This is a genomic window from Mycobacterium sp. 94-17, from assembly GCF_035617725.1.
GTDB lineage: Bacteria > Actinomycetota > Actinomycetes > Mycobacteriales > Mycobacteriaceae > Mycobacterium.
On sequence record NZ_JAPIYN010000027.1, the window covers coordinates 19,018 to 39,803 of the forward strand.

General features: G+C 68.7%; 20 protein-coding genes. 12 read left to right on the top strand and 8 right to left on the bottom strand.

The window, feature by feature from the left end:
* Positions 1-4: 4 nt before the first annotated feature.
* Complete coding sequence (locus tag OQ789_RS23395; protein WP_324688557.1) at positions 5-796, bottom strand: enoyl-CoA hydratase; 792 nt, start codon at positions 794-796, stop codon at positions 5-7.
* A gap of 13 nt (positions 797-809) precedes the next feature.
* Positions 810-1,847, bottom strand: a complete 1,038-nt coding sequence (locus OQ789_RS23400; RefSeq protein WP_324688558.1) for an enoyl-CoA hydratase/isomerase family protein — start codon at positions 1,845-1,847, stop codon at positions 810-812.
* A 225-nt stretch (positions 1,848-2,072) separates the two neighbouring features.
* Between OQ789_RS23400 and OQ789_RS23405 the strand changes: the two genes are divergently transcribed.
* On the top strand, positions 2,073-2,924 hold the full coding sequence (locus OQ789_RS23405) for a Bax inhibitor-1/YccA family protein (RefSeq protein WP_324688559.1): 852 nt from the start codon (positions 2,073-2,075) through the stop codon (positions 2,922-2,924).
* 159 nt (positions 2,925-3,083) lie between these two features.
* Here the strand turns inward: OQ789_RS23405 and OQ789_RS23410 are convergent, their stop codons facing one another.
* Both OQ789_RS23410 and OQ789_RS23415 read right to left on the bottom strand, forming a co-directional pair.
* The gene (locus OQ789_RS23410; RefSeq protein ID WP_324688560.1) at positions 3,084-4,301 is read right to left on the bottom strand and encodes an acetyl-CoA C-acetyltransferase; all 1,218 of its coding nucleotides are present in this window, start codon (positions 4,299-4,301) and stop codon (positions 3,084-3,086) included.
* A gap of 93 nt (positions 4,302-4,394) precedes the next feature.
* Positions 4,395-5,357: an SGNH/GDSL hydrolase family protein gene (locus OQ789_RS23415; protein ID WP_324688611.1), complete on the bottom strand. Its 963-nt coding sequence runs from the start codon at positions 5,355-5,357 to the stop codon at positions 4,395-4,397.
* Positions 5,358-5,598: 241 nt separating this feature from the next.
* Here OQ789_RS23415 and OQ789_RS23420 point away from each other — a divergent pair, with 241 nt between their 5' ends.
* The 4 genes from OQ789_RS23420 (at position 5,599) to OQ789_RS23435 (ending at position 10,151) form a co-directional block, all read left to right on the top strand.
* Positions 5,599-6,666, top strand: a complete 1,068-nt coding sequence (locus OQ789_RS23420; protein WP_324688561.1) for an alpha/beta hydrolase — start codon at positions 5,599-5,601, stop codon at positions 6,664-6,666.
* 61 nt (positions 6,667-6,727) lie between these two features.
* Positions 6,728-8,134, top strand: coding sequence for a cystathionine beta-synthase (locus tag OQ789_RS23425; protein ID WP_324688562.1), 1,407 nt, complete (start codon positions 6,728-6,730; stop codon positions 8,132-8,134).
* Positions 8,135-8,235: 101 nt separating this feature from the next.
* Complete coding sequence (locus tag OQ789_RS23430) at positions 8,236-8,973, top strand: RDD family protein (RefSeq protein WP_324688563.1); 738 nt, start codon at positions 8,236-8,238, stop codon at positions 8,971-8,973.
* 11 nt (positions 8,974-8,984) lie between these two features.
* Positions 8,985-10,151, top strand: coding sequence for a cystathionine gamma-synthase (locus tag OQ789_RS23435; RefSeq protein ID WP_324688565.1), 1,167 nt, complete (start codon positions 8,985-8,987; stop codon positions 10,149-10,151).
* A gap of 96 nt (positions 10,152-10,247) precedes the next feature.
* Here the strand turns inward: OQ789_RS23435 and greA are convergent, their stop codons facing one another.
* Both greA and OQ789_RS23445 read right to left on the bottom strand, forming a co-directional pair.
* Positions 10,248-10,742 carry a transcription elongation factor GreA gene (greA, locus tag OQ789_RS23440; RefSeq protein WP_324688566.1) on the bottom strand — a complete coding sequence of 165 codons (495 nt, stop codon included), beginning with the start codon at positions 10,740-10,742 and terminating at the stop codon, positions 10,248-10,250.
* Between the two features lie 217 nt (positions 10,743-10,959).
* Positions 10,960-11,394, bottom strand: a complete 435-nt coding sequence (locus OQ789_RS23445; RefSeq protein ID WP_324688567.1) for a DUF4307 domain-containing protein — start codon at positions 11,392-11,394, stop codon at positions 10,960-10,962.
* Positions 11,395-11,506: 112 nt separating this feature from the next.
* On the opposite strand from OQ789_RS23445, the gene mca reads away from it, so the two are divergent.
* Genes mca through OQ789_RS23465 form a run of 4 tightly spaced genes read left to right on the top strand, consistent with a single transcriptional unit; the run spans position 11,507 to position 15,091 of the window.
* Entirely contained in the window at positions 11,507-12,379 is an 873-nt protein-coding gene (gene mca / locus OQ789_RS23450; protein ID WP_324688568.1) for a mycothiol conjugate amidase Mca, read from the top strand.
* A complete protein-coding gene (locus OQ789_RS23455; protein WP_324688569.1) occupies positions 12,376-12,681 on the top strand; it encodes a hypothetical protein in 306 nt (101 codons plus the stop codon). The genes mca and OQ789_RS23455 overlap by 4 nt, the downstream gene beginning before the upstream one ends.
* Positions 12,668-14,686 (top strand): thioredoxin domain-containing protein, encoded by a 2,019-nt coding sequence (locus OQ789_RS23460; protein WP_324688570.1) that lies wholly within the window; start codon positions 12,668-12,670, stop codon positions 14,684-14,686. Before OQ789_RS23455 ends, OQ789_RS23460 begins: the two co-directional genes overlap by 14 nt.
* Positions 14,687-14,707: 21 nt before the next feature.
* On the top strand, positions 14,708-15,091 hold the full coding sequence (locus OQ789_RS23465; protein ID WP_324688571.1) for a nuclear transport factor 2 family protein: 384 nt from the start codon (positions 14,708-14,710) through the stop codon (positions 15,089-15,091).
* Here the strand turns inward: OQ789_RS23465 and trhA are convergent.
* Positions 15,088-15,861 carry a PAQR family membrane homeostasis protein TrhA gene (trhA, locus tag OQ789_RS23470; protein ID WP_324688572.1) on the bottom strand — a complete coding sequence of 258 codons (774 nt, stop codon included), beginning with the start codon at positions 15,859-15,861 and terminating at the stop codon, positions 15,088-15,090. The two genes, OQ789_RS23465 and trhA, sit on opposite strands and share 4 nt — an antisense overlap.
* A gap of 168 nt (positions 15,862-16,029) precedes the next feature.
* On the opposite strand from trhA, the gene OQ789_RS23475 reads away from it, so the two are divergent.
* Positions 16,030-16,818, top strand: a complete 789-nt coding sequence (locus OQ789_RS23475; protein WP_324688573.1) for a (2Z,6E)-farnesyl diphosphate synthase — start codon at positions 16,030-16,032, stop codon at positions 16,816-16,818.
* 3 nt (positions 16,819-16,821) lie between these two features.
* Here OQ789_RS23475 and OQ789_RS23480 read toward each other — a convergent pair whose 3' ends face one another.
* The gene (locus tag OQ789_RS23480) at positions 16,822-18,666 is read right to left on the bottom strand and encodes a long-chain fatty acid--CoA ligase (protein WP_324688612.1); all 1,845 of its coding nucleotides are present in this window, start codon (positions 18,664-18,666) and stop codon (positions 16,822-16,824) included.
* A gap of 127 nt (positions 18,667-18,793) precedes the next feature.
* Here OQ789_RS23480 and OQ789_RS23485 point away from each other — a divergent pair, with 127 nt between their 5' ends.
* Together OQ789_RS23485 and OQ789_RS23490 are read left to right on the top strand one after the other, a co-directional pair.
* On the top strand, positions 18,794-20,164 hold the full coding sequence (locus tag OQ789_RS23485) for a hypothetical protein (protein ID WP_324688574.1): 1,371 nt from the start codon (positions 18,794-18,796) through the stop codon (positions 20,162-20,164).
* Between the two features lie 183 nt (positions 20,165-20,347).
* Positions 20,348-20,770, top strand: a complete 423-nt coding sequence (locus OQ789_RS23490; RefSeq protein ID WP_324688575.1) for a hypothetical protein — start codon at positions 20,348-20,350, stop codon at positions 20,768-20,770.
* Positions 20,771-20,786 lie beyond the last annotated feature (16 nt).

Consider the following 20,786-nt stretch of genomic DNA (forward strand, 5'->3'; position numbering starts at 1 on the left):
CGTCCTAGCGGTGGGTGAAGTTCGGCGGGCGCTTCTCGACGAAGGCCGCCATTCCTTCGGACTGGTCCTCGGTCGCGAAAGTCGAGTGAAACAGCCTGCGCTCGTAGAGAAGTCCTTCGGCCAGGGTGGACTCGAACGCGCGGTTGACGGCCTCCTTGGCCATCCTGGCCGCCGAGCGCGACATCTGCGAAATGGTGGTCGCGACGGCCTTGGCCTCGGTCAGCAGGTCGTCGGCCGGCACCACTCGCGAGACCAGACCGCTCCGTTCGGCCTCCTCGGCGCCGATGGTGCGGCCGGTCAGGATGAGGTCCATGGCCTTGGCCTTGCCGATGGCGCGGGTCAGCCGCTGGGAGCCGCCCATGCCGGGCAGCACACCGAGTTTGATCTCGGGCTGGCCGAATTTCGCTGTGTCGGCGGCGATCAGGACGTCGCACATCATCGCCAGCTCGCAGCCGCCACCCAGAGCGTGCCCGGCCACCGCGGCGATCGTCGGCGTGCGGACCGCGGCGAGCTTGCCCCAGGGGGCGAAGAAGTCGGCGCCGAAGGCGTCGGCGAACGTCAGGTCTGCCATCTCTTTGATGTCCGCCCCGGCGGCGAACGCCTTGGCCGAGCCGGTGATGATGATCGCGCCGATGCCGGGGTCGTCATCGAAATCCGCTGCTGCGCTGGTGACTTCGTTCATCACCTGAGTATTCAGCGCGTTGAGTGCCTTGGGCCGGTTCAGGGTGATGATGCCGACACGCTCATCGCGCTCGACGAGGATGGTCTCGTAGTTCGTGGGAGTCGGGTCTGTCATCCAGGACGCCTTTCTAGAAGTTCAAGTCGTCGTTGACCGGGGCGAAATACGCCTCGACGTCGGCCGCGGTGACCGCGGACAGCCGCGCCGGCGACCACTGCGGATTTCGATCTTTGTCGATCAGCTGCGCGCGGATGCCCTCCACCAGGTCGTGCGAGCGCAGCGACGCCGAAGACACCCGATAGTCCTGCACCAGAACGTCTTTCAGTGTCTCGAGGTGGGCGGCGCGGCGCACTGCCTGCAGTGTCACCGACAGCGCGATCGGGGAGCGGGTCGCGATCAGGTCGGCGGCCGCGTTGGCCGGCCCCGCGTCGTGGCCGCGCAAAGCGGCGACGATGTCCTCGACGGTGTCGGCGGCGAAGCAATCGTCGATCCAGTCGCGTTGCGCGTCAAGCTCGCTGGGTGGCGGTTCGACGGCGTGCTTGGCCAGCGCCCGCTCGACACCGTCGCCGATGACCGCGCGGCGGAACGCCTCGACGTCGCAGTGCGGGACGTAGTGGTCGGCAAAGCCCATGGCGATGGCGTCGGCCCCGGAGAACGGCGCCCCGGTCAGCGCGGCGTGCAGGCCCAGGCCGCCGGGAGCCCGCGACAGCAGATGGACGCCGCCGACGTCGGGGATGAAGCCGATGCCGACTTCGGGCATGGCGATCTTGGAGGTATCGGTGACCACCCGGGTGTTCGCGTGCGCGCTGACGCCCACGCCGCCACCCATCACGATGCCGTCCATCAACGCCACGTACGGCTTGGGGAAATCGGCGATCTGCGCGTTGAGCTGATACTCGTCGCGCCAGAACCGTCGCGCGTCGACGCCGTCCTTGCGCGCGCTGTGATAGATCGAGACCACGTCGCCGCCGGCGCACAGTCCGCGCTCGCCTGCGCCGGACAGCACCACGTCGCGCACCGCGTCGTCGTCCGCCCAGCCGGTGAGGATGGCGCTCAGCGCGTCCACCATGTGCTGATTGAGCGAGTTGATGGCCTTGGGCCGGTTGAGGGTGATCAAGCCGATGCCTTCCTCGACTTCGGTCAGGACCTCATCGGATTCGTCGGTCACGCCCTCGCCTCCCTTGAGCCGATCCAGGCCGGTCCGGCCCCGAGGAAGAAATCTAGATCGTCACGACCGGCGCGGTACCCGCGGGTAAGGGTTATCTTTAACGCGACGACAACGGCGCCGGCCCTATGCACCGCAAAAAGCCCAGGTCCGCTGGGAACCAGCGGGCAGCGCCGATCGTTGAGATTGTGTTCGCACAGCTCGAAGCCAATCAGAGAGGATCCGACGGTGCGGGAGACAAGCAACCCGGTATTTCGTTCGCTGCCTAAGCAGAGGGGCGGATACGCGCAATTCGGCACTGCAGCGCCCCCCATGCAGGGCTACGGTGCCGACCCCTACGCGGCTCCTTACCCGGCCCCGTACCAGGAGGCCAAAGCCTCGCGTCCGCTGACCATCGACGACGTCGTCACCAAGACCGGCATCACGCTGGCCGTGCTGGCGCTGTCCGCCGTGGTCTCCTACTTCGTGGTGGCCCGCGACGTGGCGCTGGCCATGCCGCTGGCCCTGGTCGGCGGGTTGGGCGGCCTGGTCCTGGTGCTGGTGGCCACCTTCGGCCGCAAGCAGGACAACCCCGGCATCGTGCTGAGCTACGCCGTGCTCGAGGGTTTGGTCCTGGGCGCCATCTCGTTCGTGTTCGCTCACTTCTCGGTGTCGAACGCCAACGCCGGGGCGCTGATCGGTGAGGCGGTAATGGGCACCTTCGGGGTGTTCTTCGGCATGCTGGTCGTCTACAAGACCGGCGCCATCCGGGTGACGCCCAAGTTCACCCGCATGCTGGTCGCCGCGATGTTCGGCGTGCTGGCCCTGATGCTGGGCAACTTCGTGCTGGCGATGTTCCACGTCAACGGGGGCACCGGCCTGGGCCTGCGCAGCGGTGGCACGGTGGCGATCATCTTCTCACTGGTGTGCATCGGCATCGCCGCGTTCAGCTTCCTGATCGACTTCGACGCGGCCGACCAGATGGTCCGCGCCGGCGCGCCGGAGAAGGCGGCCTGGGGTATCGCGCTGGGCCTGACCGTGACGCTGGTCTGGCTGTACATCGAAATCCTGCGCCTGCTGAGTTATTTGCAGAACGACTAGCGTTGTCCCGGAGAAAAACCGGCACGCCGATCGGCGTGCCGGTTTTTTCGTGCGCTGACGCGGATTCAGGCGCGCCGAGCGTGGGCCTCAAGTACGAAAACCACGGTTAATTCGTTCACGGACCCTACGTTCGGCGCCGACCGAGCGCGGGCGAGCGGCCTAGTTGAGCCGCTCGAACACCATCGCCATCCCCTGGCCGCCGCCCACGCACATGGTCTCCACGCCGAACGTCTTGTCGTACGTCTGCAGATTGTTGAGCAGCGTGGTGGCGATGCGCGCGCCGGTCATGCCGAACGGGTGGCCCAGCGCGATCGCGCCACCGGACACGTTCAGCTTGTCCTCGTCGATGCCCAGTTCGCGCGCCGAGCCCAGCACCTGGACGGCGAACGCCTCGTTGATCTCGAACAGGTCGATGTCGCTGACCGACAGCTTGGCGCGCGCCAGCGCCTTCTTGGTCGCTTCGATCGGTCCCAGGCCCATGATCTCCGGGGACAAGCCGCTCACCCCGGTGGACACGATGCGCGCCAGCGGCGTCAGGCCCAGTTCCTTGGCCTTGGTGTCGCTGGTGATCACCACCGCGGCGGCGCCGTCGTTGAGCGGGCAGGCGTTGCCCGCGGTGACGGTGCCGTTGGGCCGGAACACCGGCTTGAGCTGGCTGATCTTCTCGTAGGTGGTACCCGGGCGCGGGCCGTCGTCGGTGCTCACGGTGGTTCCGTCGGGCAGCGTCACCGGGGTGATCTCGCGCTCGAAGAACCCGCTCTTGATCGCCTCCTCGGCGCGGTTCTGGCTGCGCACCCCCCAGTGGTCCTGGTCTTCGCGGCTGATGCCGGTCAACAGCGCCACGTTTTCGGCCGTCTGTCCCATCGCGATGTAGACGTCGGGAATGTTGTCGTCGGCGCGGGGATCGTGCCACTCGTCGGCGCCCTGCGCGGCGGCGGCCGAGCGCTCCTGGGCCGCATCGAACAGCGCGTTCTTGGTGTCCGGCCACGAGTCGGCGCTGCCCTTGGCGAAGCGGGACACGGTTTCCACACCCGCGGAGATGAAGGCGTCGCCCTCACCGGCCTTGATCGCGTGGAACGCCATCCGCGAGGTCTGCAGCGACGACGAGCAGTACCGGTTCACCGTGGTGCCCGGCAGGAAGTCGAAGCCCAGCTCGACGGCGACGACCCGGGCCAGGTTGTAGCCGGATTCCCCGGCGGGCTGGCCGCAGCCCAGGATCAGGTCGTCGATCTGGTGCGGGTTGAGGGCGGGCACCTTGTCCAGCGCGGCGCGCACGATCTGCACGGTCAGGTCATCAGGGCGCATGTTGACCAGCGACCCCTTCATCGCGCGGCCGATCGGCGAGCGAGCAGTTGAGACGACGACGGCTTCAGGCATGGTGGTTCCCTTCAGATCCCTGCAGATCCCACGGATGGGGCTGGCTCGCTTCACCTTCGGGCGGTGGGTCCACGCCGACGGGCGAGAACAAATCTAGTCGCTGCCGACCTCGGGGCACGAAGTCGGGGCAGGTCCGGGCATCGGACGCCGCCACAGCCGCGACATCACGCTGGTTCGGGTGTGCCGCTGACCGAGCATCGGCGCCGCCACCGGCATCGGAGCACTCGGCGGCAACCCCTGCACGTCCTCGCCCAGCGCATCGCAGAGCGCGAGCAGCAGCGCGTCGGCCGCCAGCGCGTAGGCGGGCGCCGACGGGTGGTAGCCGTCGGCGGAGAACATGGCGTCCGGGGTGGCGCGGAATTGCGGCGCCATCAGCTGCGCCAACGGCACCGGCACGCCGCCGGCCGACCGGACCGTCGCCGTCTGGGCGCGGGCGAGCTGCAGGCAACGCTCGTGCGCCAGCGACCGCAGTGGCTGCGGGATGGCGCTGATCAACCCGAGGTCCGGGCAGGTGCCGACGACCACCACGGCGCCGCGGGTGCGCAGCTTGCGGACGGTCGTCGCCAGCCGCTGCGCCGACTGGCTGATGCCGTTGAGGGCGGTCACATCGTTGGCGCCGACCATGATCACCGCGAGGTCCGGTGGCGGGCCCGCCACGAACATCGCGTCGACCTGACCGCACACGCCCTTGGAGGTGGCGCCCACGATCGCCTTGGTGCTCAACCGGATTCGTTTCCCGGTCTGCTCGGCAAGGCCCCGGGCGACCCGCACCCCGGGCACTTCCTCGGCGCTCACGCAGCCGTATCCGGCGGCGGTCGAGTCACCGAAGATCATCAGCTGCAGGTCGACGGCCACGCCGCGGTGCCACCGTTCCACCGGGCCGCCGCCGCGCATGTACACGCCGTCGGCGCGGGGCGGGATGTCCCACGACTTGGGGATGATCGTGCGCGCGTGGGTGGCCTGGCCGACCAGCAGACTCCGCGCCCCCAGGTAGGCCGTTCCCGTCGAGGCCAGCGCGCCCGCTGTGGCCAGCGCGATCGCCGAACGACGTGGCACCCGCATGGTCACGCGATCAAGTTTAGAGCGGCCGGCAGGTTTGCGCGGGCGCCTGGAAAACGAAGTGGTCACGGTGCGAATCAAAACTGGTATCGAATCAGCTATTTCATACGTTGTACTAAGCAATACCTGTCAAGCTGACAGCACGGGGTCGTCTGAGCGCCATGGCAAACGGCTGAACCGGACGCTTGGGCGCCTCCGCATGCTGTATCGCACTACGACGGCGTAGGAAGTGGCGAGCATGACTGCACCTAGCAAGGAATCGGGGTCAGCGGCAAATACCCTTCGGCCCCACGACGTTCTGCGGGCGCGTCGAGCCCAGGCGCGCAAGTTCGCGATCAGCGACGGCGCACCGGTCGAGGTCCTCGAATCCGGTCCCAGCGTCGCCGCCCGACTGGCGAATCTCACCTCGCGGCTGACCATCCGGCCGATCCTGTCCGTCGGCAGCCACGTCCCCAACCTGCCATGGCCCTGGGGTCTCATCGATCTCACTGCCCGGGTGGTGATCCCGGTGTCGGCCACGGTCCGCGAGACGGTGCAGCTGCCCAATGCGTCGGCGCAGCTGGTGCGCGCGCCGGGGGTGCTGCCCGCCGACGGCACCCGCCGGGTGATCCTCTACCTGCACGGTGGTGCCTTTCTGACCTGTGGAGCGAATTCGCACGGGCGGCTCGTCGAAGCGCTCTCCAAGTTCGCCGACTCGCCCATCCTGGTGGTCAATTACCGTCTGCTGCCGAAGAATTCGGTCGGGATGGCGCTCGACGACTGCCACGACGCGTACCGCTGGCTGCGCCGGCACGGCTACGAACCCGACCAGATCGTGCTGGCCGGTGACTCCGCGGGCGGCTACCTGGCTCTCACCCTGGCCCAACGCCTGCAGGAGGAGGGGGAAGAGCCCGCGGCGCTGGTGGCCATCTCGCCGCTGCTGCAGCTGGCCAAGGAACCCAAGCAGGCCCACCCCAACATCGAGACGGATGCGATGTTCACGGCCGGGGCGTTCGATGCGCTCACCCAACTGGTGGCCGCCGCGGCCGAAAAGAACATCGTCGACGGGAAGCCCGAAGAGATCTACGAGCCGCTGGAACACATCAAGCCGGGCCTGCCGCGCACGCTGATCCACGTGTCGGGTTCCGAGGTGCTGTTGCACGACGCGCGGCTGGCGGCCGGCAGGCTGGCCGCGGTGGGCGTGCCTGCCGAGGTGCGGGTCTGGCCCGGGCAGATCCATGACTTCCAGCTGGCCGCCCCGGTGGTGCCCGAGGCGATGCGTTCGCTGCGACAGATCGGCGACTACATCCGCGAGGCAACGGAGTAGATGCGCGAATTCCGCGCGGAGTCGTTGTGCACCGCGCGAAACCGCCTGAGACGATGAACGCATGCGGATCGCGCAGCACATCAGTGACCTCATCGGCGGCACACCGCTGGTGCGCCTGAACTCCGTCGTCCCCGACGGCGCAGGCATCGTGGCGGCCAAGGTCGAATACCTCAATCCCGGCGGCAGTTCGAAGGACCGGATCGCGGTCAAGATGATCGACGCGGCCGAAGCCGGCGGGCAGCTGCGGCCCGGCGGCACCATCGTGGAGCCCACCTCGGGCAACACCGGCGTCGGGCTGGCCCTCGTCGCCCAGCACCGCGGCTACAAGTGCGTGTTCGTCTGCCCCGACAAGGTCAGCGAGGACAAGCGAAACGTGCTGATTGCCTACGGGGCGGACGTCGTCGTCTGCCCGACCGCCGTGCCGCCCGAGCACCCCGACAGCTACTACAGCGTCTCCGACCGGCTGGTCACCGAGATCGAGGGCGCCTGGAAACCCGACCAATACGCCAACCCGGAGGGTCCGGCCAGCCACTACGCCACCACCGGCCCGGAGATCTGGGCCGACACCGACGGCAAGGTGACGCACTTCGTCGCCGGCATCGGCACCGGCGGCACGATCACCGGGGCGGGCCGCTTCCTCAAGGAGGTGTCCGACGGCCGGGTGCGCATCATCGGCGCCGACCCCGAGGGATCGGTGTACTCGGGCGGCAGCGGCCGCCCGTACCTGGTGGAGGGGGTCGGCGAGGACTTCTGGCCGCAGGCATACGACCGCACGGTGCCCGACGAGATCATCGCCGTGTCCGACTCCGACTCCTTCGACATGACCCGGCGGCTGGCCCGCGAGGAGGCGATGCTGGTCGGCGGGTCGTGCGGGATGGCTGTGGTCGCCGCGCTCAAGGTCGCCGAGGAGGCCGGCCCCGACTCGATCGTGGTGGTGTTGCTGCCCGACGGCGGCCGGGGCTACATGTCGAAGATCTTCAACGACGCCTGGATGTCGTCGTACGGGTTCCTGCGCAGCCGCCTCGACGGTTCCACCGACCAGTCCAGGGTCGGAGACGTGCTGCGCCGCAAGTCCGGTGAGCTGCCTGACCTGGTGCACACCCATCCGTCCGAGACGGTCCGCGACGCGATCGGCATCCTGCGCGAGTACGGGGTGTCCCAGATGCCGGTGGTCGGCGCCGAGCCCCCGGTGATGGCCGGGGAGGTGGCCGGCAGCGTCTCCGAACGCGAACTGTTGTCCGCCGTCTTCGAGGGCCGGGCGAAGTTGGCCGACGCGGTCGCGCTGCACATGAGCCCGCCGCTGCCGATGATCGGTGCGGGGGAGTCCGTCAGCGCGGCCGGCAAGGCGTTGCGGGACTGGGACGCGCTGATGGTGGTCGAGGAAGGCAAACCGGTGGGCGTGATCACCCGCTACGACTTACTGGGTTTCCTCTCCGACGGACCCCGCGGGGCCTCCGGGCGCCGGTAGCCCGCAGGGCCGCACGCCTCCGGCTCTCATCTCGTCCGGCCGCGACGCGCTCGGGTACTCTTTCGGCCTAGTTCGGCTGGACCCCGAGTGGAAGGTTGCCCATGACCGATCAACCGCCGCCCGGCGGCGCTTATCCACCGCCTCCTTCGTCACCCGGGCCCGCCGGTGGGCAGCAGCGGCCGCCTTCGGGTGGGCCGGAGGTCGCGCCGCCCGCGCAGGTGTCCGCCGGCGCGTCCGCTCCGCCACCCCCGCCGCCGCCCGGTGGGTCGTACCCGCCGCCCCCGCCCGCGGCGGGGGGGTACGCGCCGCCGCCGCCCGGACCGGCGATCCGCACCCTGCCGACCCAGGACTACACGCCGTGGCTCACCCGCGCGCTGGCCTTCGTCGTCGACATCCTCCCGTACGTCGTCGTGCACGGCATCGGCACCGCGATTCTGGTGGCGACGCAGCAGACCGCCTGCATCACCGACGTTACGCAATACGCCGTCAACCAGTACTGCGCCACCCAGAACTCGACCACCGGCCTGGTGGCGCAGTGGTTGGCGTCGGTGATCGGACTGTTCTATCTGATCTGGAACTTCGGCTTCCGCCAGGGCACCACCGGGTCGAGCGTCGGCAAATCGGTGCTGAAGTTCAAGGTGGTCAGCGAGGTCACCGGCCAACCGCTGGGCTTCGGGATGTCGGTGCTGCGCTCGCTGGCGCACTTCGTCGACGCGATCATTTGTTTCATCGGTTTCCTTTTCCCGCTGTGGGATTCGAAGCGTCAAACGCTGGCGGACAAGATCATGACGACGGTGTGCCTGCCGATCGACGGCGCCGAGGGGCCGGCCGTCACCTAGGCTGATCGTCGATGAGCGACGACCGCGATCGGCACCCCGAGTTCACCGGACTGGCCACCAAGGCGATTCACGCCGGCTATCGGCCGGATCCGGCGACCGGCGCGGTGAACGCTCCGATCTACGCCAGCAGCACCTTCGCCCAGGACGGCGTGGGCTCCCTGCGCGGCGGGTTCGAATACGCGCGCACCGGCAACCCGACCCGCGCCGCACTGGAAGCGGCGCTGGCCGCCGTCGAAAACGGCGCCTACGGGCGGGCGTTCGGTTCGGGCATGGCCGCCACCGACTGCGCGTTGCGGGCGGTGCTGCGGCCCGGCGACCACGTGGTGATCCCCAACGATGCGTACGGCGGCACCTTCCGGTTGATCGATAAGGTCTTCACCCAGTGGAACGTCGACTACACGCCGGTGGCGCTGCATGAGCCGGACGCCGTCGCCGCCGCGATAACGCCGCGAACCCGGCTGATCTGGGTGGAAACCCCGACCAACCCGCTGCTGTCCATCGCAGACATCGCCGCCCTGGCCGAACTGGGTCGGCGTAACTCGGCAAAGGTATTGGTGGACAACACTTTTGCCTCGCCCGCGCTGCAGCAGCCGTTGACGCTGGGCGCCGACATCGTGCTGCACTCCACCACCAAGTACATCGGTGGGCACTCCGATGTGGTCGGCGGTGCGCTGGTCACCAACGACCAGGAGCTGGACGAGGCGTTCGCGTTTCTGCAGAACGGGGCGGGCGCGGTGCCCGGCCCGTTCGACGCCTACCTGACCATGCGCGGCCTGAAGACGCTGGTGCTGCGCATGCAGCGGCACAGCGAAAACGCTTCCGCCGTAGCGGAATTCCTCGCCGGGCACCCGGCGGTGAGAGCGGTGCTCTACCCCGGCCTGCCCGCACACCCCGGACACGACATCGCCGCGCGGCAGATGCGCGGCTTCGGTGGCATGGTGTCGGTCCGCATGCGCGGCGGGCGCGACGCCGCCCGCGCCCTGTGCGCCGGGACCAAAGTGTTCATCCTGGCGGAATCGCTGGGCGGGGTCGAGTCGCTGATCGAGCACCCCAGCGCCATGACGCATGCCTCGACGGCCGGGTCGCAACTGGAAGTCCCCGCCGATCTGGTGCGCCTGTCGGTCGGCATCGAAGACATCGCCGACCTGCTGGCCGATCTCGATCAGGCGCTCGGCTGAGCGCGCCAGCCGGCTTAGCGCAGCCCGAACGCCCGGCGGGCCGGGCACGGGACGGCGAGTGCCCGGGCAGCCGGGCGCCCGCCGAAACGAGGCTGATTACTCGTGGTAGGGCTCCGCGCTGAGCAACTTCACCTCGACCGTGTTGCCGTTGGGCACCACGTAGCTGCGGGTGTCGCCCACCTTGGCGTCGATCAGGGCGCCGCCCAGCGGTGAGTTCGGCGAGTACACCTCGAGCTTGCCGTCGTTGACGCCCTCCTGGCGGGTGGCGATCAGGAAGGTCTCGGTGTCGGACTCGTCGCCGTTGTAGCAGACCTTCACCACCGAGCCGGGCAGCGCGACGCCGGACTGCTTGGGCGCCTCGCCGACCTTCGCGTTGTTGAGCAGGTCCTGCAGCTGGCGGATACGCGCCTCCTGCTGGCCCTGCTCCTCGCGGGCGGCGTGGTAGCCGCCGTTCTCGCGCAGGTCACCTTCCTCGCGGCGGTCGTTGATCTCCGCGGCGATAACCGGACGATTCGCAATCAATTGATCCAGCTCGGCCTTGAGTCGGTCGTGTGACTCCTGGGTAAGCCAGGTAACGGAAGTGTCCGTCATCTCGTCGTGCTCCTCGTATGTTGTTCCGCGAGTCCGCGTTGAATCCTGTTAGCTCCACCGCCCCGCAGTGCGGGTGCCGCCCCGTGTGCTGCCGCTCCGTTCGCTCACGGCCGCTAATGCAGCAACACGGTCCCAACCGGAACCGTGTGTTCATCCATGTTACCACCGCGCTAACAGTTGATGACCCCATATTCGCAGTTCGCCGTGGATTGGGAGGTCATGCCGGGCGCAGGTAGGCGGGCACATCGGTACCGCAGCCATAGATGTCGGCCACCACCGGCGGCTCGGAGGATTTCACCGTGGTGGTCACCTGCACGGTGGTCGCGTCCGACGGCGGAACCAACAGTTCGCGGCGGCCCGTCTCGCTGCCGTCCCTCGAGCGGACGCGCACGATGCAGTCCACCGGCCGCGACGGATCCGATCGCGTCACGCTGATCGTTATCGACGCCGTCTGGTCATCGATCACCCGGTAGCCGGCCGTCGTCCCCTTGACGTCGCTGGTGCCGAACCGGTGATAGCCGATGACGGCAATGACCAGACCGGTCACGACCACCAGGGCGCCCAGCGTGACCGCCACCCCCCGGCGGGGGACACGCGACAGCGCGGAGCGCCCGTAGCGGGACTCCGGACGCGTAATCGGGGTTTCGGTCATTCCTGGTTATGCCTGGTTGTCGGCCGCGCGGCAGCGCCGCCGGCATGCAACGAACTCGGAACTGGAATTATAGGGTCAGACCGGGCGACCACCAGAGGTGACAAGGGGGCATGTGAGCGAGTTGCGGTTGATGGCGGTGCACGCCCACCCCGACGACGAGTCCAGCAAAGGCGCGGCCACCCTGGCCCGCTACGCCGACGAAGGCCATCGGGTGCTGGTGGTGACGCTGACCGGCGGTGAGCGCGGCGACATTCTCAACCCGGCGATGGACCTGCCCGAGGTGCACGGACACATCGCCGAAATCCGCCGTGACGAGATGGCCAAGGCCGCCGAGATACTCGGCGTGGAGCACACCTGGCTGGGGTTCGTCGACTCCGGGCTACCCCAGGGTGACCCGCCCCCACCGCTGCCAGAGGGCTGTTTCGCGCTGGTGCCGCTGGACGAGGCGGTCGGGGCGCTGGTCCGCGTGGTCCGCGAGTTCCGCCCGCACGTGATGACCACCTACGACGAAAACGGCGGCTATCCACATCCCGATCACATTCGCTGCCACCAGGTTTCGGTCGGGGCGTTCGAGGCGGCCGGCGATTACCGGCGTTTCGCCGACGCCGGCGAGCCGTGGACGGTGCCCAAGCTCTACTACAACCACGGCTTCTTGCGCGCCCGGATGCAGTTGCTGCACGACGAGGCCATCAAGCACGGTCAGCAGCCCCCGTTCAAGAAGTGGCTCGAGCACTGGGACGCCAAGCACGATCCGTTCGAGTCCCGGGTCACCACGCGGGTCGAGTGCTCGGCGTATTTCAGTCAGCGCGACGACGCGCTGCGGGCGCACACCACACAAATCGACCCCGACCACGACTTCTTCGCCGCTCCCATCGCGTGGCAGCAACGGCTTTGGCCCACTGAGGAATTCGAGTTGGCGCGCTCGCGGGTCCCGGCCCGGCTGCCCGAGGACGACCTGTTCGCCGGAATCGAGAGCGACGAGTGAATCGTTTGTATCTGACCGTCGCGGGCTGGCACGCCGACGGGCCGCCGCACCACACCGGCCCCGACTTCGGCAAGGCCAGCCCGGTCGGGTTGCTGATCGTCGTGCTGCTGTTGATCAGCACGATGTTTCTGCTGCGGTCGATGAACCGGCAGCTGAAGAAGGTGCCGGAATCGTTCGATCCCAAACATCCCGAACCGGATCAGGCCGCCGACGAGGGCACCGACGCGGTCGAGCAGGGGGATGCCCCGGACCGGACGGACGGGTCGCCGAGATCGCCTGGGCCCGGCGATGAGCCCGGCTGATCCCGCGTCGACGAATACCCTTGGGCTGGCTGCCAGCCCGTATCTGCGCCAGCACGCCGACAATCCGGTGCACTGGCAGCAGTGGACTCCCGAGGCGTTGGCCGGTGCCGCCGCCCGCGACGTACCGATCCTGCTGTCGGTCGGCTACGCGGCCTGTCACTGGTGCCACGTCATGGCCCACGAATCGTTCGAAGACGACGAGGTGGCCGCCGCGATGAACGCGGGGTTTGTCTGCATCAAGGTCGATCGCGAGGAACGCCCGGACATCGACGCCGTGTACATGAACGCCACGGTCGCCCTCAACGGGCACGGCGGTTGGCCGATGACGTGTTTCCTCACGCCGGACGGCCGCCCTTTCTTCTGCGGCACCTATTATCCCAAAGAGGGCTTTCTGCAACTCCTTTCGGCGGTGTCCGCCACCTGGCGGGAACGCCGCGGTGAGGTGGAGGAGGCGTCCGACCATATCGCCGGCGAGCTGCGCAAGATCGCCTCGGGGCTGCCCGCCCATGGCGGGCCCGACGTCGCACCCGAGCTGTGCGACCACGCCGTCGCCGCGGTGCTGGCCGACCGGGACACGGTGCACGGCGGGTTCGGCGGTGCGCCCAAATTCCCGCCGTCGGCGCTGCTCGAAGCGCTGCTGCGCAACTTCGAGCGCACCGGATCGGCGGCGGCGTCAGCGGCCGTCGAGCACACCGGCAACACGATGGCCCGCGGCGGCATCTACGACCAACTCGGCGGTGGCTTCGCCCGATACAGCGTCGACAACGCCTGGGTGGTACCGCATTTCGAGAAGATGCTCTACGACAACGCGCTGCTGTTGCGCGCCTACGCGCACTGGGCTCGACGCACCGGGGACCCACTGGCGCGACGGGTCGCCGCCCAGACCGCCGGGTTCCTGCTCGACGACATGACCGACGGCGCCATGTTCACCTCATCGCTGGACGCCGACGCCGACGGCCGCGAGGGCTCGACCTATGTCTGGACGCCGGAGCAGCTGAGCGACGTGCTCGGACCCGACGACGGCCCTTGGGCGGCAAGTGTTTTCGCGGTGACCGGCAGCGGCACGTTCGAGCACGGCACATCGGTGCTGCAGCTTCCCGCCGACCCGCAGGATCCGCAGCGGCTGGATCGCGTGCGGTCGGCACTGCTGGCGGCCCGGCGCACCCGGGCCCAGCCCGGGCGCGACGACAAGGTGATCACCTCCTGGAACGGGTTGGCGATCACCGCGCTGACCGAGGCCGCTGTGGCGCTCGACGAGCCCGCGTTGGTTCAGGCCGCCGGGCGTTGCGCGCGTTCGCTGCTGGATTTGCATGTCGTGGACGGTCGGTTGCGCCGCGCCAGCCTGGGCGGCGTGGTCGGCGACGGCGCGGCCATCCTCGAGGACCACGCGATGCTGGCCACCGGGCTCCTCGCGCTGTATCAACTGACCGGCGAGGCGATCTGGTTGTCGGCGGCAACCGACCTGCTGGACACCGCGGTGGAGCACTTCGCCGATCGGTCACGGCCCGGCCGCTGGTTCGACACCGCCGACGACGCCGAGCGGTTGGTGTTGCGGCCGGCGGACCCACTGGACGGCGCCACGCCGTCGGGAGGGTCGTCGATCAGCGAGGCTCTGCTGACCGCCGCGCATCTGGTCGACGGTGACCGCGCCGAGCGGTATCTGCGCGCGGCCACCGAAACGCTCGCCGCGCACTCGGTGCTGCTGGACCGCGCGCCGCGCTCGGCCGGGCATTGGCTGGCCGTCGCGGAAGCGGCCGTGCGCGGACCGCTGCAGATCGCGGTCGCCTGCGACCCGTCGGCCTCGACGCTGCTGGCCGACGCGCGACGGCTGGCGCCGGGCGGGGCCATCGTGGTGGGCGGCGAGGTGGATTCGTCGGCGCTGCTGGCCGGCCGGCCCCGAGTGGGCGGCGCCGACACCGCCTACGTGTGCCGCGGCCAGGTGTGCGACCTGCCGGTGACCGGCGGGACCGAACTGGCCGCCGCCCTGGGTGTCGCGGGTCACTAGTACGGGGTTACCCTGCGTCCCATGCCAAACGCCGCCAAGACCGAAGCGATCAAAGACACGGTCAACCGCTATATCGCACTGGTCGCCGAGGGCAGTGCCGATGACCTGGTCGAGTTGTACGCCGACGACGCCACCGTCGAAGACCCGGTGGGCGGCGAGGTGCACATCGGCCGGCAGGCGATCCACGGCTTCTACTCCGCGGTCAACGACGTGCAGCGCGAATGCGAACTGGTGACGCTCCGCGTCGCCGGCAACGAGGCGGCTTTCCAGTTCCGGCTGACCGTCACCGCGGGCGAGCATCGGATGGTGATCGAGCCGATCGACGTCATGGTCTTCGACGGCCAGGGCAAGATCGCCTCGATGAAGGCCTACTGGTCGCCGGAGGACGACGTCACCCCGGCTTAGCGGACCGCCAGCCAGGCCTGGTCGGCCGTGTAGAACACGGCGAACCACATGGCGATGTAGTGCAGAATGGCCGCGATCGCGGTGAAGGCGTGGAAGAACTCGTGATAGCCGAACGTGTTCGGCCACGGATCGGGCCAGCGCAGTCCGTAGAAGATGCCGCCCACGCTGTAAAACACTCCGCCCACCGCCAGCAGCACCATCGCGGCCACCCCGGCCTGGTGCAGGATCGTGGGGGCGAACCAGACGGCCACCCAGCCCAGCAGGAGGTACAGCGGCACGCCGACCCAGCGCGGCGCGCTCGGCCAGCACATCTTCAGCGCGATGCCGGCGGCGGCGCCGCCCCAGACGATGCACTCCACCAGCACGCCGGTCCGCTGCGGCATGACCAGTCGCGCGAACGGCGTGTAGCTACCGGCGATGAAGACGAAGATCATCGAATGGTCGAGCCGCTTCATCCGGTTGCGCGCGGCATCCGACTTCCAGTGCACCCGGTGGTAGGTGGCGCTGACCGCGAACATCGCCACCGTCGCCGCGGCGTAGACCAGCGTCGAGTGGCCGGCCCGCGGCGAGGCGACCGCCCATGACACCGACACCAGCGTGGCGCCTGTGATGATGGCCAGCCACGCCGATACGAAGTGGATCCAGCCTCGCATGCGGGGCTTGCCCAACAATTGGGCGGCGCCCTCGACGATCTGCCCGACTGTATTGCCCGGAACGATCGACTCGGGTTCGGGCTCTGAGTTGGGGACGGTGCTCGTCTGGTTGCTCATGTCTCCTGTGTCTTGTTCTCGCAACGAGGGATGCCAACGAAAAAGTCACCCGGCGTTGTTCACGATCCACAGTAGCCAGGAATGGTTGCCACACAATCTCGACGAGCGCCAAACGAACGCCAAACGAACAGGGTGAATAGATCACCGCTGGCAGTAGGGTAGACGTTCGTGGAAATTATCCCGCCGCGCCTCAAAGACCCGCTCTATCGCGTCTACGAGTTGCGCCTGCGGCAGGGCCTGGCCGCCTCGAAGTCCCAGCTGCCGCGGCATATCGCCGTGCTGTGCGACGGGAACCGGCGGTGGGCCCGCGACGCGGGATACGACGACGTCAGCTACGGCTACCGGATGGGCGCATCCAAGATCGCCGAGATGCTGCGCTGGTGCCAGGAATCGGGCGTCGAAATGACCACCGTGTACCTGTTGTCCACGGAAAATCTGCAACGCGATCCCGACGAGTTGGCCGGGCTGATCGAAATCATCACCGACGTCGTCGAGGAGATCTGCGCACCGGCCAACCGCTGGAGCGTGCGCACGGTGGGGGACCTCGAACTGCTCGGCGACGAGCCGGCCCGCCGGTTGCGCGGCGCCGTCGAGTCCACCCCCAGCGTCGCGTCCTTTCACGTCAACGTGGCCGTCGGCTATGGCGGGCGGCAGGAGATCGTCGGTGCGGTGCGCGCGTTGCTCAATAAGGCACTCGCCAATGGCGTCACCGGCGAAGACCTCGTTGACGCGGTCACCGTCGACGCCATCTCCGAAAACCTCTACACCTCAGGGCAACCCGACCCCGACCTGGTCATCCGCACCTCGGGCGAGCAGCGGCTGTCGGGATTTCTGCTGTGGCAGAGCGCGTATTCGGAGATGTGGTTCTGCGAAACGCACTGGCCCGCGTTCCGGCGCGTCGACTTCTTGCGCGCGCTGCGCGACTACACCCGGCGGGATCGCCGGCACGGCAAGTAACGCTCAGGCGGACAGGTCGACGATGTCCGGCCCGGGCGTCGCGGCGTAGAGCTTGTCGATTTCGGCGGAGTACTTCTCGGTGATCGGCTTGCGCTTGAGTTTCATCGTTGGGGTGAGTTCGTCTCCGCCCGGTTCCCACGGGGTGCCGACGATGAGGAAACGCTTGACCTGTTCGACGCGGGAAAGCTTCGAGTTCCCCTCGCGGACGGCGGCCGTCAGCGTCTCCCGCGCCTCGGCTCGTTGGGCGAACGCAGCGGCCGTCGGTTCGGGAATGCCGAGCGCGGCCGCCTGCGCCGCCGCGGCGTCCGGGTCGAGGACGAGCAGTGCCGTCACGTACGGGCGGGCCTCGCCGAGGGCCACCACCTGACCGATCAACGGCGACGCGGCCTGGATCGCCATCTCGATGTTGACCGGTGAAAGGTTTTTGCCGGCTTCGTTGACGATCAGGTCCTTCTTCCGGTCGACGATCTTGACGAAGCCGTCGGCGTCGATGGTGCCGATGTCGCCGGTGTGCAGCCAGCCCTCGGCGTCGATCGCTTCCGCGGTCTTCTCCGGCTGACGTCGATAGCCCGGCATCACCACGGGCCCGCGCACCAGCAGTTCGCCGTCGCCGGCCAGCGTGACCTCGACCCCGGGCAGCGCCTTGCCAACCGAACCGACCTTGTTCGCGCCGGGCCCGTTGGCCGTCGCGCCTCCGGTGTTCTCCGACATCCCCCACACTTCATAGACGGGAATGCCGAGGCCCCAGAAGAATTCGACCGTTTCGGCCGGTATGGGTGCCGCGCCGGTCACTCCCCAGCGCAACTGGTCCAGGCCGAGCGCGTAACGCAGTTTGGCCAGCACCAGGCGGTCGGCGATCGCGCGGCGCAACGCGAGCGAGGCGGACAGTGGCTCGCCCGCCAATGTTTGGCGGGCGGCGCGGACACCGGTGTCGATGGCCCAGCGCGCCAACCGCCCCTTGGCCCCGCTCGCCGCACCGAGCTTGGCCTCGATGCCCGCTTTGATCTTGTGCCAGACCCGCGGCACGCCCAACCACAGCGTCGGGCGGGCATCGGGCAGCGCCTGCGCGATCGCGGAGGGGTCGTCGACGTCGGTCAGCAGCACTCCGAGCACCATGTTGGCGTAGTGACCGCTGACCCGGTCGGCGATGTGTGCATGCGGCAGGTATGAAGTGATCCGATCGTCGGGCCGCATGTCGACCAGGTCGACGATGGCGGAGAACTCGGCGATCACGTTGCTGTGGGTGAGCTCGACGCCCTTGGGCGGCCCGGTGGTTCCCGAGGTGTAGATCAGCGTCGCGACGTCGTCCGGCCGCACCGCCCGCCACGCCGCGTCGAAATCGAACCCGGCTTCGGCGCAACGGGATTCGAGGTCGTCGAGGGTGAGGTAGTCGTCCGCGTCGTCGGCATGGGCGTCGACGACGATGACGTGGGCGAGGCCGGTTCCGGCCGCCTTGACGGCGGGCAGGAAGTCCTTCTCGGTGAAGACGATCGTGTTTCCGGCATTGCAGAACAGGTACCGGATCTGGTCCGGCGCCGACGTGTTGTAGACCGAGAACGGTATCGCGCCGAGATGCATGACGGCGGCGTCCGCCAGGTGGAACTCGGGCCGGTTGCGCAGCATCAGACCGACCGTATGCCCGCGTTCGACACCGAGCGCGGCCAGCCCGGTGGCGATCTTGCGCACCCGGTCGCGGTATTGGCGCCAGGTGATGGCGACCTCGTTGCCGACCGTCCGGATGGCCACCGCGTCCGGTCGTAAGGCCGCGGTCTCCTGAAAGGCCTGCGGCAGCGTGGATACCCGCGCTCCGCTTTGATGCCGCACCACCGTCAGGTCGTCTTGGCTCATGATTTTTCCGCCCTTTTCGTTCCGTCCCGACGGGATGGCCGGATCGTCCACGAGGTGGATCGTAATCCGGCGATCGGGCGGCGCAACGGTCTTAAGGGGGAGCCCACCCGCATGCCACACTGGGTGCATGGCTGCGCTGTCGGCGGTGGTGTTCACGCTGAGCGCCTGGCTGGGCCTTTATCTGGCGGCCCGCGATCCGCGCAAGCCCGTCCTGACGCTGGCGGCGGTGGGTCTGTGTGGATTCGCGCTCGTGGTGGGGCTGGACGCGGTGAGGACCGCCAGTCCCGCGTATGCCCAGGCGTTGAGCCGTGTCGAGGTGTACCTGGCGACCGTCCCCGGCGTCGCGTGGTTCGCGGTGCTCGTCGAGCTGTCCCGGCCCGGTGACGGCGGGCGGTCGCGCGCCCGCGAGTTGTCGCTCGTGGCCGGGGTGGCCGCGCTGGCCCTGGCCGGGGCGGCGTGGGCCGGGAGTGTCGACGGGCCGCTGCGGCCGGGCCACTGGCTGATGTTCGTGGTGATCTCCGCGTCCACCCTCGGCGCGATGGCCGTCGCGTTGCGCCGCCCGCGGCGGCCGCGGCCGGCCGTCGGACTCGCCGTCACCGCCACCCTGTTTTTCGCGCTGAGTAACGCGATTCTGATCATTCCGCTGGGCCTGGTGCCCAGCTGGGTTGCGCTGGCGTCGACCAGTTGCGACGTCCTGGGGCTCGGCGTCGCCGTCGCGTTGTGGGACGCGTTCGACGAGGGTCACGCGTTGCGCAACGACATGCTCCGCTCGTTCGCCGGATCGGCGGCGGTCGCGGTGCTGTTCGGCGGCCAGGCGCTGATCGGTCTGGCGGTGACCCGCGGTGATTCCGGCGCGCGGACGGTGCTGACGGTACTGCTGTTCACCAGCCTGGCGATCGCGATCGCCGTACAGGTGCTCGCCGATCCGTTCGCCGGCGTGCTCGACCGGCTGGCGTTCTCGAAATCGCCTGCGCTGCGGGCAGATCGGGCCGCGCTGCGGCATACCGGGGCGGCGCTGCCGCTGCGCCAGGAGCATCCGCTTGCCGGCGTCGACGACGTCACCTTCGCCAGGCTCACCCGGCGGGCCCTGGGCCACTACGGCGACCTGACCAAGCTGGTCGCCAGCCCGCTGACCGCGCTGCCGGTGATCGACGAGCGGCTGGCCGCCCGGGGAGCCCCCGATCATCCGATCGAGCGCGCCAACGAACTCAAGGCCGTGCTGGCCGACGGCATAGCGCGGCTCAAACCGCGCGACGGCGGCGACTTCGGCACCACCGAAGAGTGGCGGCACTACAACTCGCTGTACTTCCCCTACGTCGTCGGGGTGCGCGCCTACGCGCAGAACGCCACCGCCTCGGGCCTGGATCCGACGGCGCGGCAGGCGTGGCAGTGGTTCGTCACCGAGGTGCCGCAGCGATCGCTGCACAATTGGCAGAACGCCGCGGCCCGGCTGATCGCCACGGACCTTCGCGGCCGGGTCCCGGTCCCCAGCGACTAGGACGGCACCGGCCGCCAGACTGGCGCGTGTCAAATATTTATCCGTCCGGCGGGAATAGTCGGGCGAATTGCCTCGTCTTCTAATCCGTGGCATCAGTTGGCAGCGCCACGAGTCGATCTGGCAGTGCACCGGCGGCACCCTGAAGGCTGTTCGACCCAACCCGCCATCGCGAGGAGTAAGCACATGAGCTCGATTACCGGCGTATCAAGCATTCCCACCCGGCCCCTCTACGACTCGACGGACTCGCTGTTGCGTTTTGCCGTGCGTGCCGACGCGACCCTGACGGGGTTGTGCGGGTTGGTCATCGCGTTTTTCGCCGACCCGATCGCGTCGCTGACCGGCCTGACGTCCTTCCAGGAATACGGCGTGGGCGCCTTCTTCGTGCTGGCGGGCCTGCTGGTGTTCAGCCTCGGAGCGTTGCCGCAGCTGCGCCGCGTCGGTGTCAGCGTCATGGTGGCCAACGTCGCGTTCACGCTCGTTTCGATCGTGGCCGCGGCAGCACTGCCGCTGACGCTGACCGGCGTCGCATTGACGCTGGCCGCCGGCGGGTACACCGCGGCGTTCGCGGCCCTGCAGTACCTGGGATTGCGCCGCCTCGAGGCGTGACCGGCCCACGCGGTTC

Excerpts from the sequence above, each read along its gene's own strand:
- OQ789_RS23435 (WP_324688565.1), top strand. The coding sequence starts at position 8,985 with ATGAGCGACGACCGCGATCGGCACCCCGAGTTCACCGGACTGGCCACC.
- greA (WP_324688566.1), bottom strand. The coding sequence starts at position 10,742 with ATGACGGACACTTCCGTTACCTGGCTTACCCAGGAGTCACACGACCGA.
- OQ789_RS23480 (WP_324688612.1), bottom strand. The coding sequence starts at position 18,666 with ATGAGCCAAGACGACCTGACGGTGGTGCGGCATCAAAGCGGAGCGCGG.
- OQ789_RS23430 (WP_324688563.1), top strand. The coding sequence starts at position 8,236 with ATGACCGATCAACCGCCGCCCGGCGGCGCTTATCCACCGCCTCCTTCG.
- OQ789_RS23395 (WP_324688557.1), bottom strand. The coding sequence starts at position 796 with ATGACAGACCCGACTCCCACGAACTACGAGACCATCCTCGTCGAGCGC.
- trhA (WP_324688572.1), bottom strand. The coding sequence starts at position 15,861 with ATGAGCAACCAGACGAGCACCGTCCCCAACTCAGAGCCCGAACCCGAG.
- OQ789_RS23445 (WP_324688567.1), bottom strand. The coding sequence starts at position 11,394 with ATGACCGAAACCCCGATTACGCGTCCGGAGTCCCGCTACGGGCGCTCC.
- OQ789_RS23420 (WP_324688561.1), top strand. The coding sequence starts at position 5,599 with ATGACTGCACCTAGCAAGGAATCGGGGTCAGCGGCAAATACCCTTCGG.
- OQ789_RS23485 (WP_324688574.1), top strand. The coding sequence starts at position 18,794 with ATGGCTGCGCTGTCGGCGGTGGTGTTCACGCTGAGCGCCTGGCTGGGC.
- OQ789_RS23410 (WP_324688560.1), bottom strand. The coding sequence starts at position 4,301 with ATGCCTGAAGCCGTCGTCGTCTCAACTGCTCGCTCGCCGATCGGCCGC.
- OQ789_RS23425 (WP_324688562.1), top strand. The coding sequence starts at position 6,728 with ATGCGGATCGCGCAGCACATCAGTGACCTCATCGGCGGCACACCGCTG.
- OQ789_RS23460 (WP_324688570.1), top strand. The coding sequence starts at position 12,668 with ATGAGCCCGGCTGATCCCGCGTCGACGAATACCCTTGGGCTGGCTGCC.
- OQ789_RS23490 (WP_324688575.1), top strand. The coding sequence starts at position 20,348 with ATGAGCTCGATTACCGGCGTATCAAGCATTCCCACCCGGCCCCTCTAC.
- OQ789_RS23465 (WP_324688571.1), top strand. The coding sequence starts at position 14,708 with ATGCCAAACGCCGCCAAGACCGAAGCGATCAAAGACACGGTCAACCGC.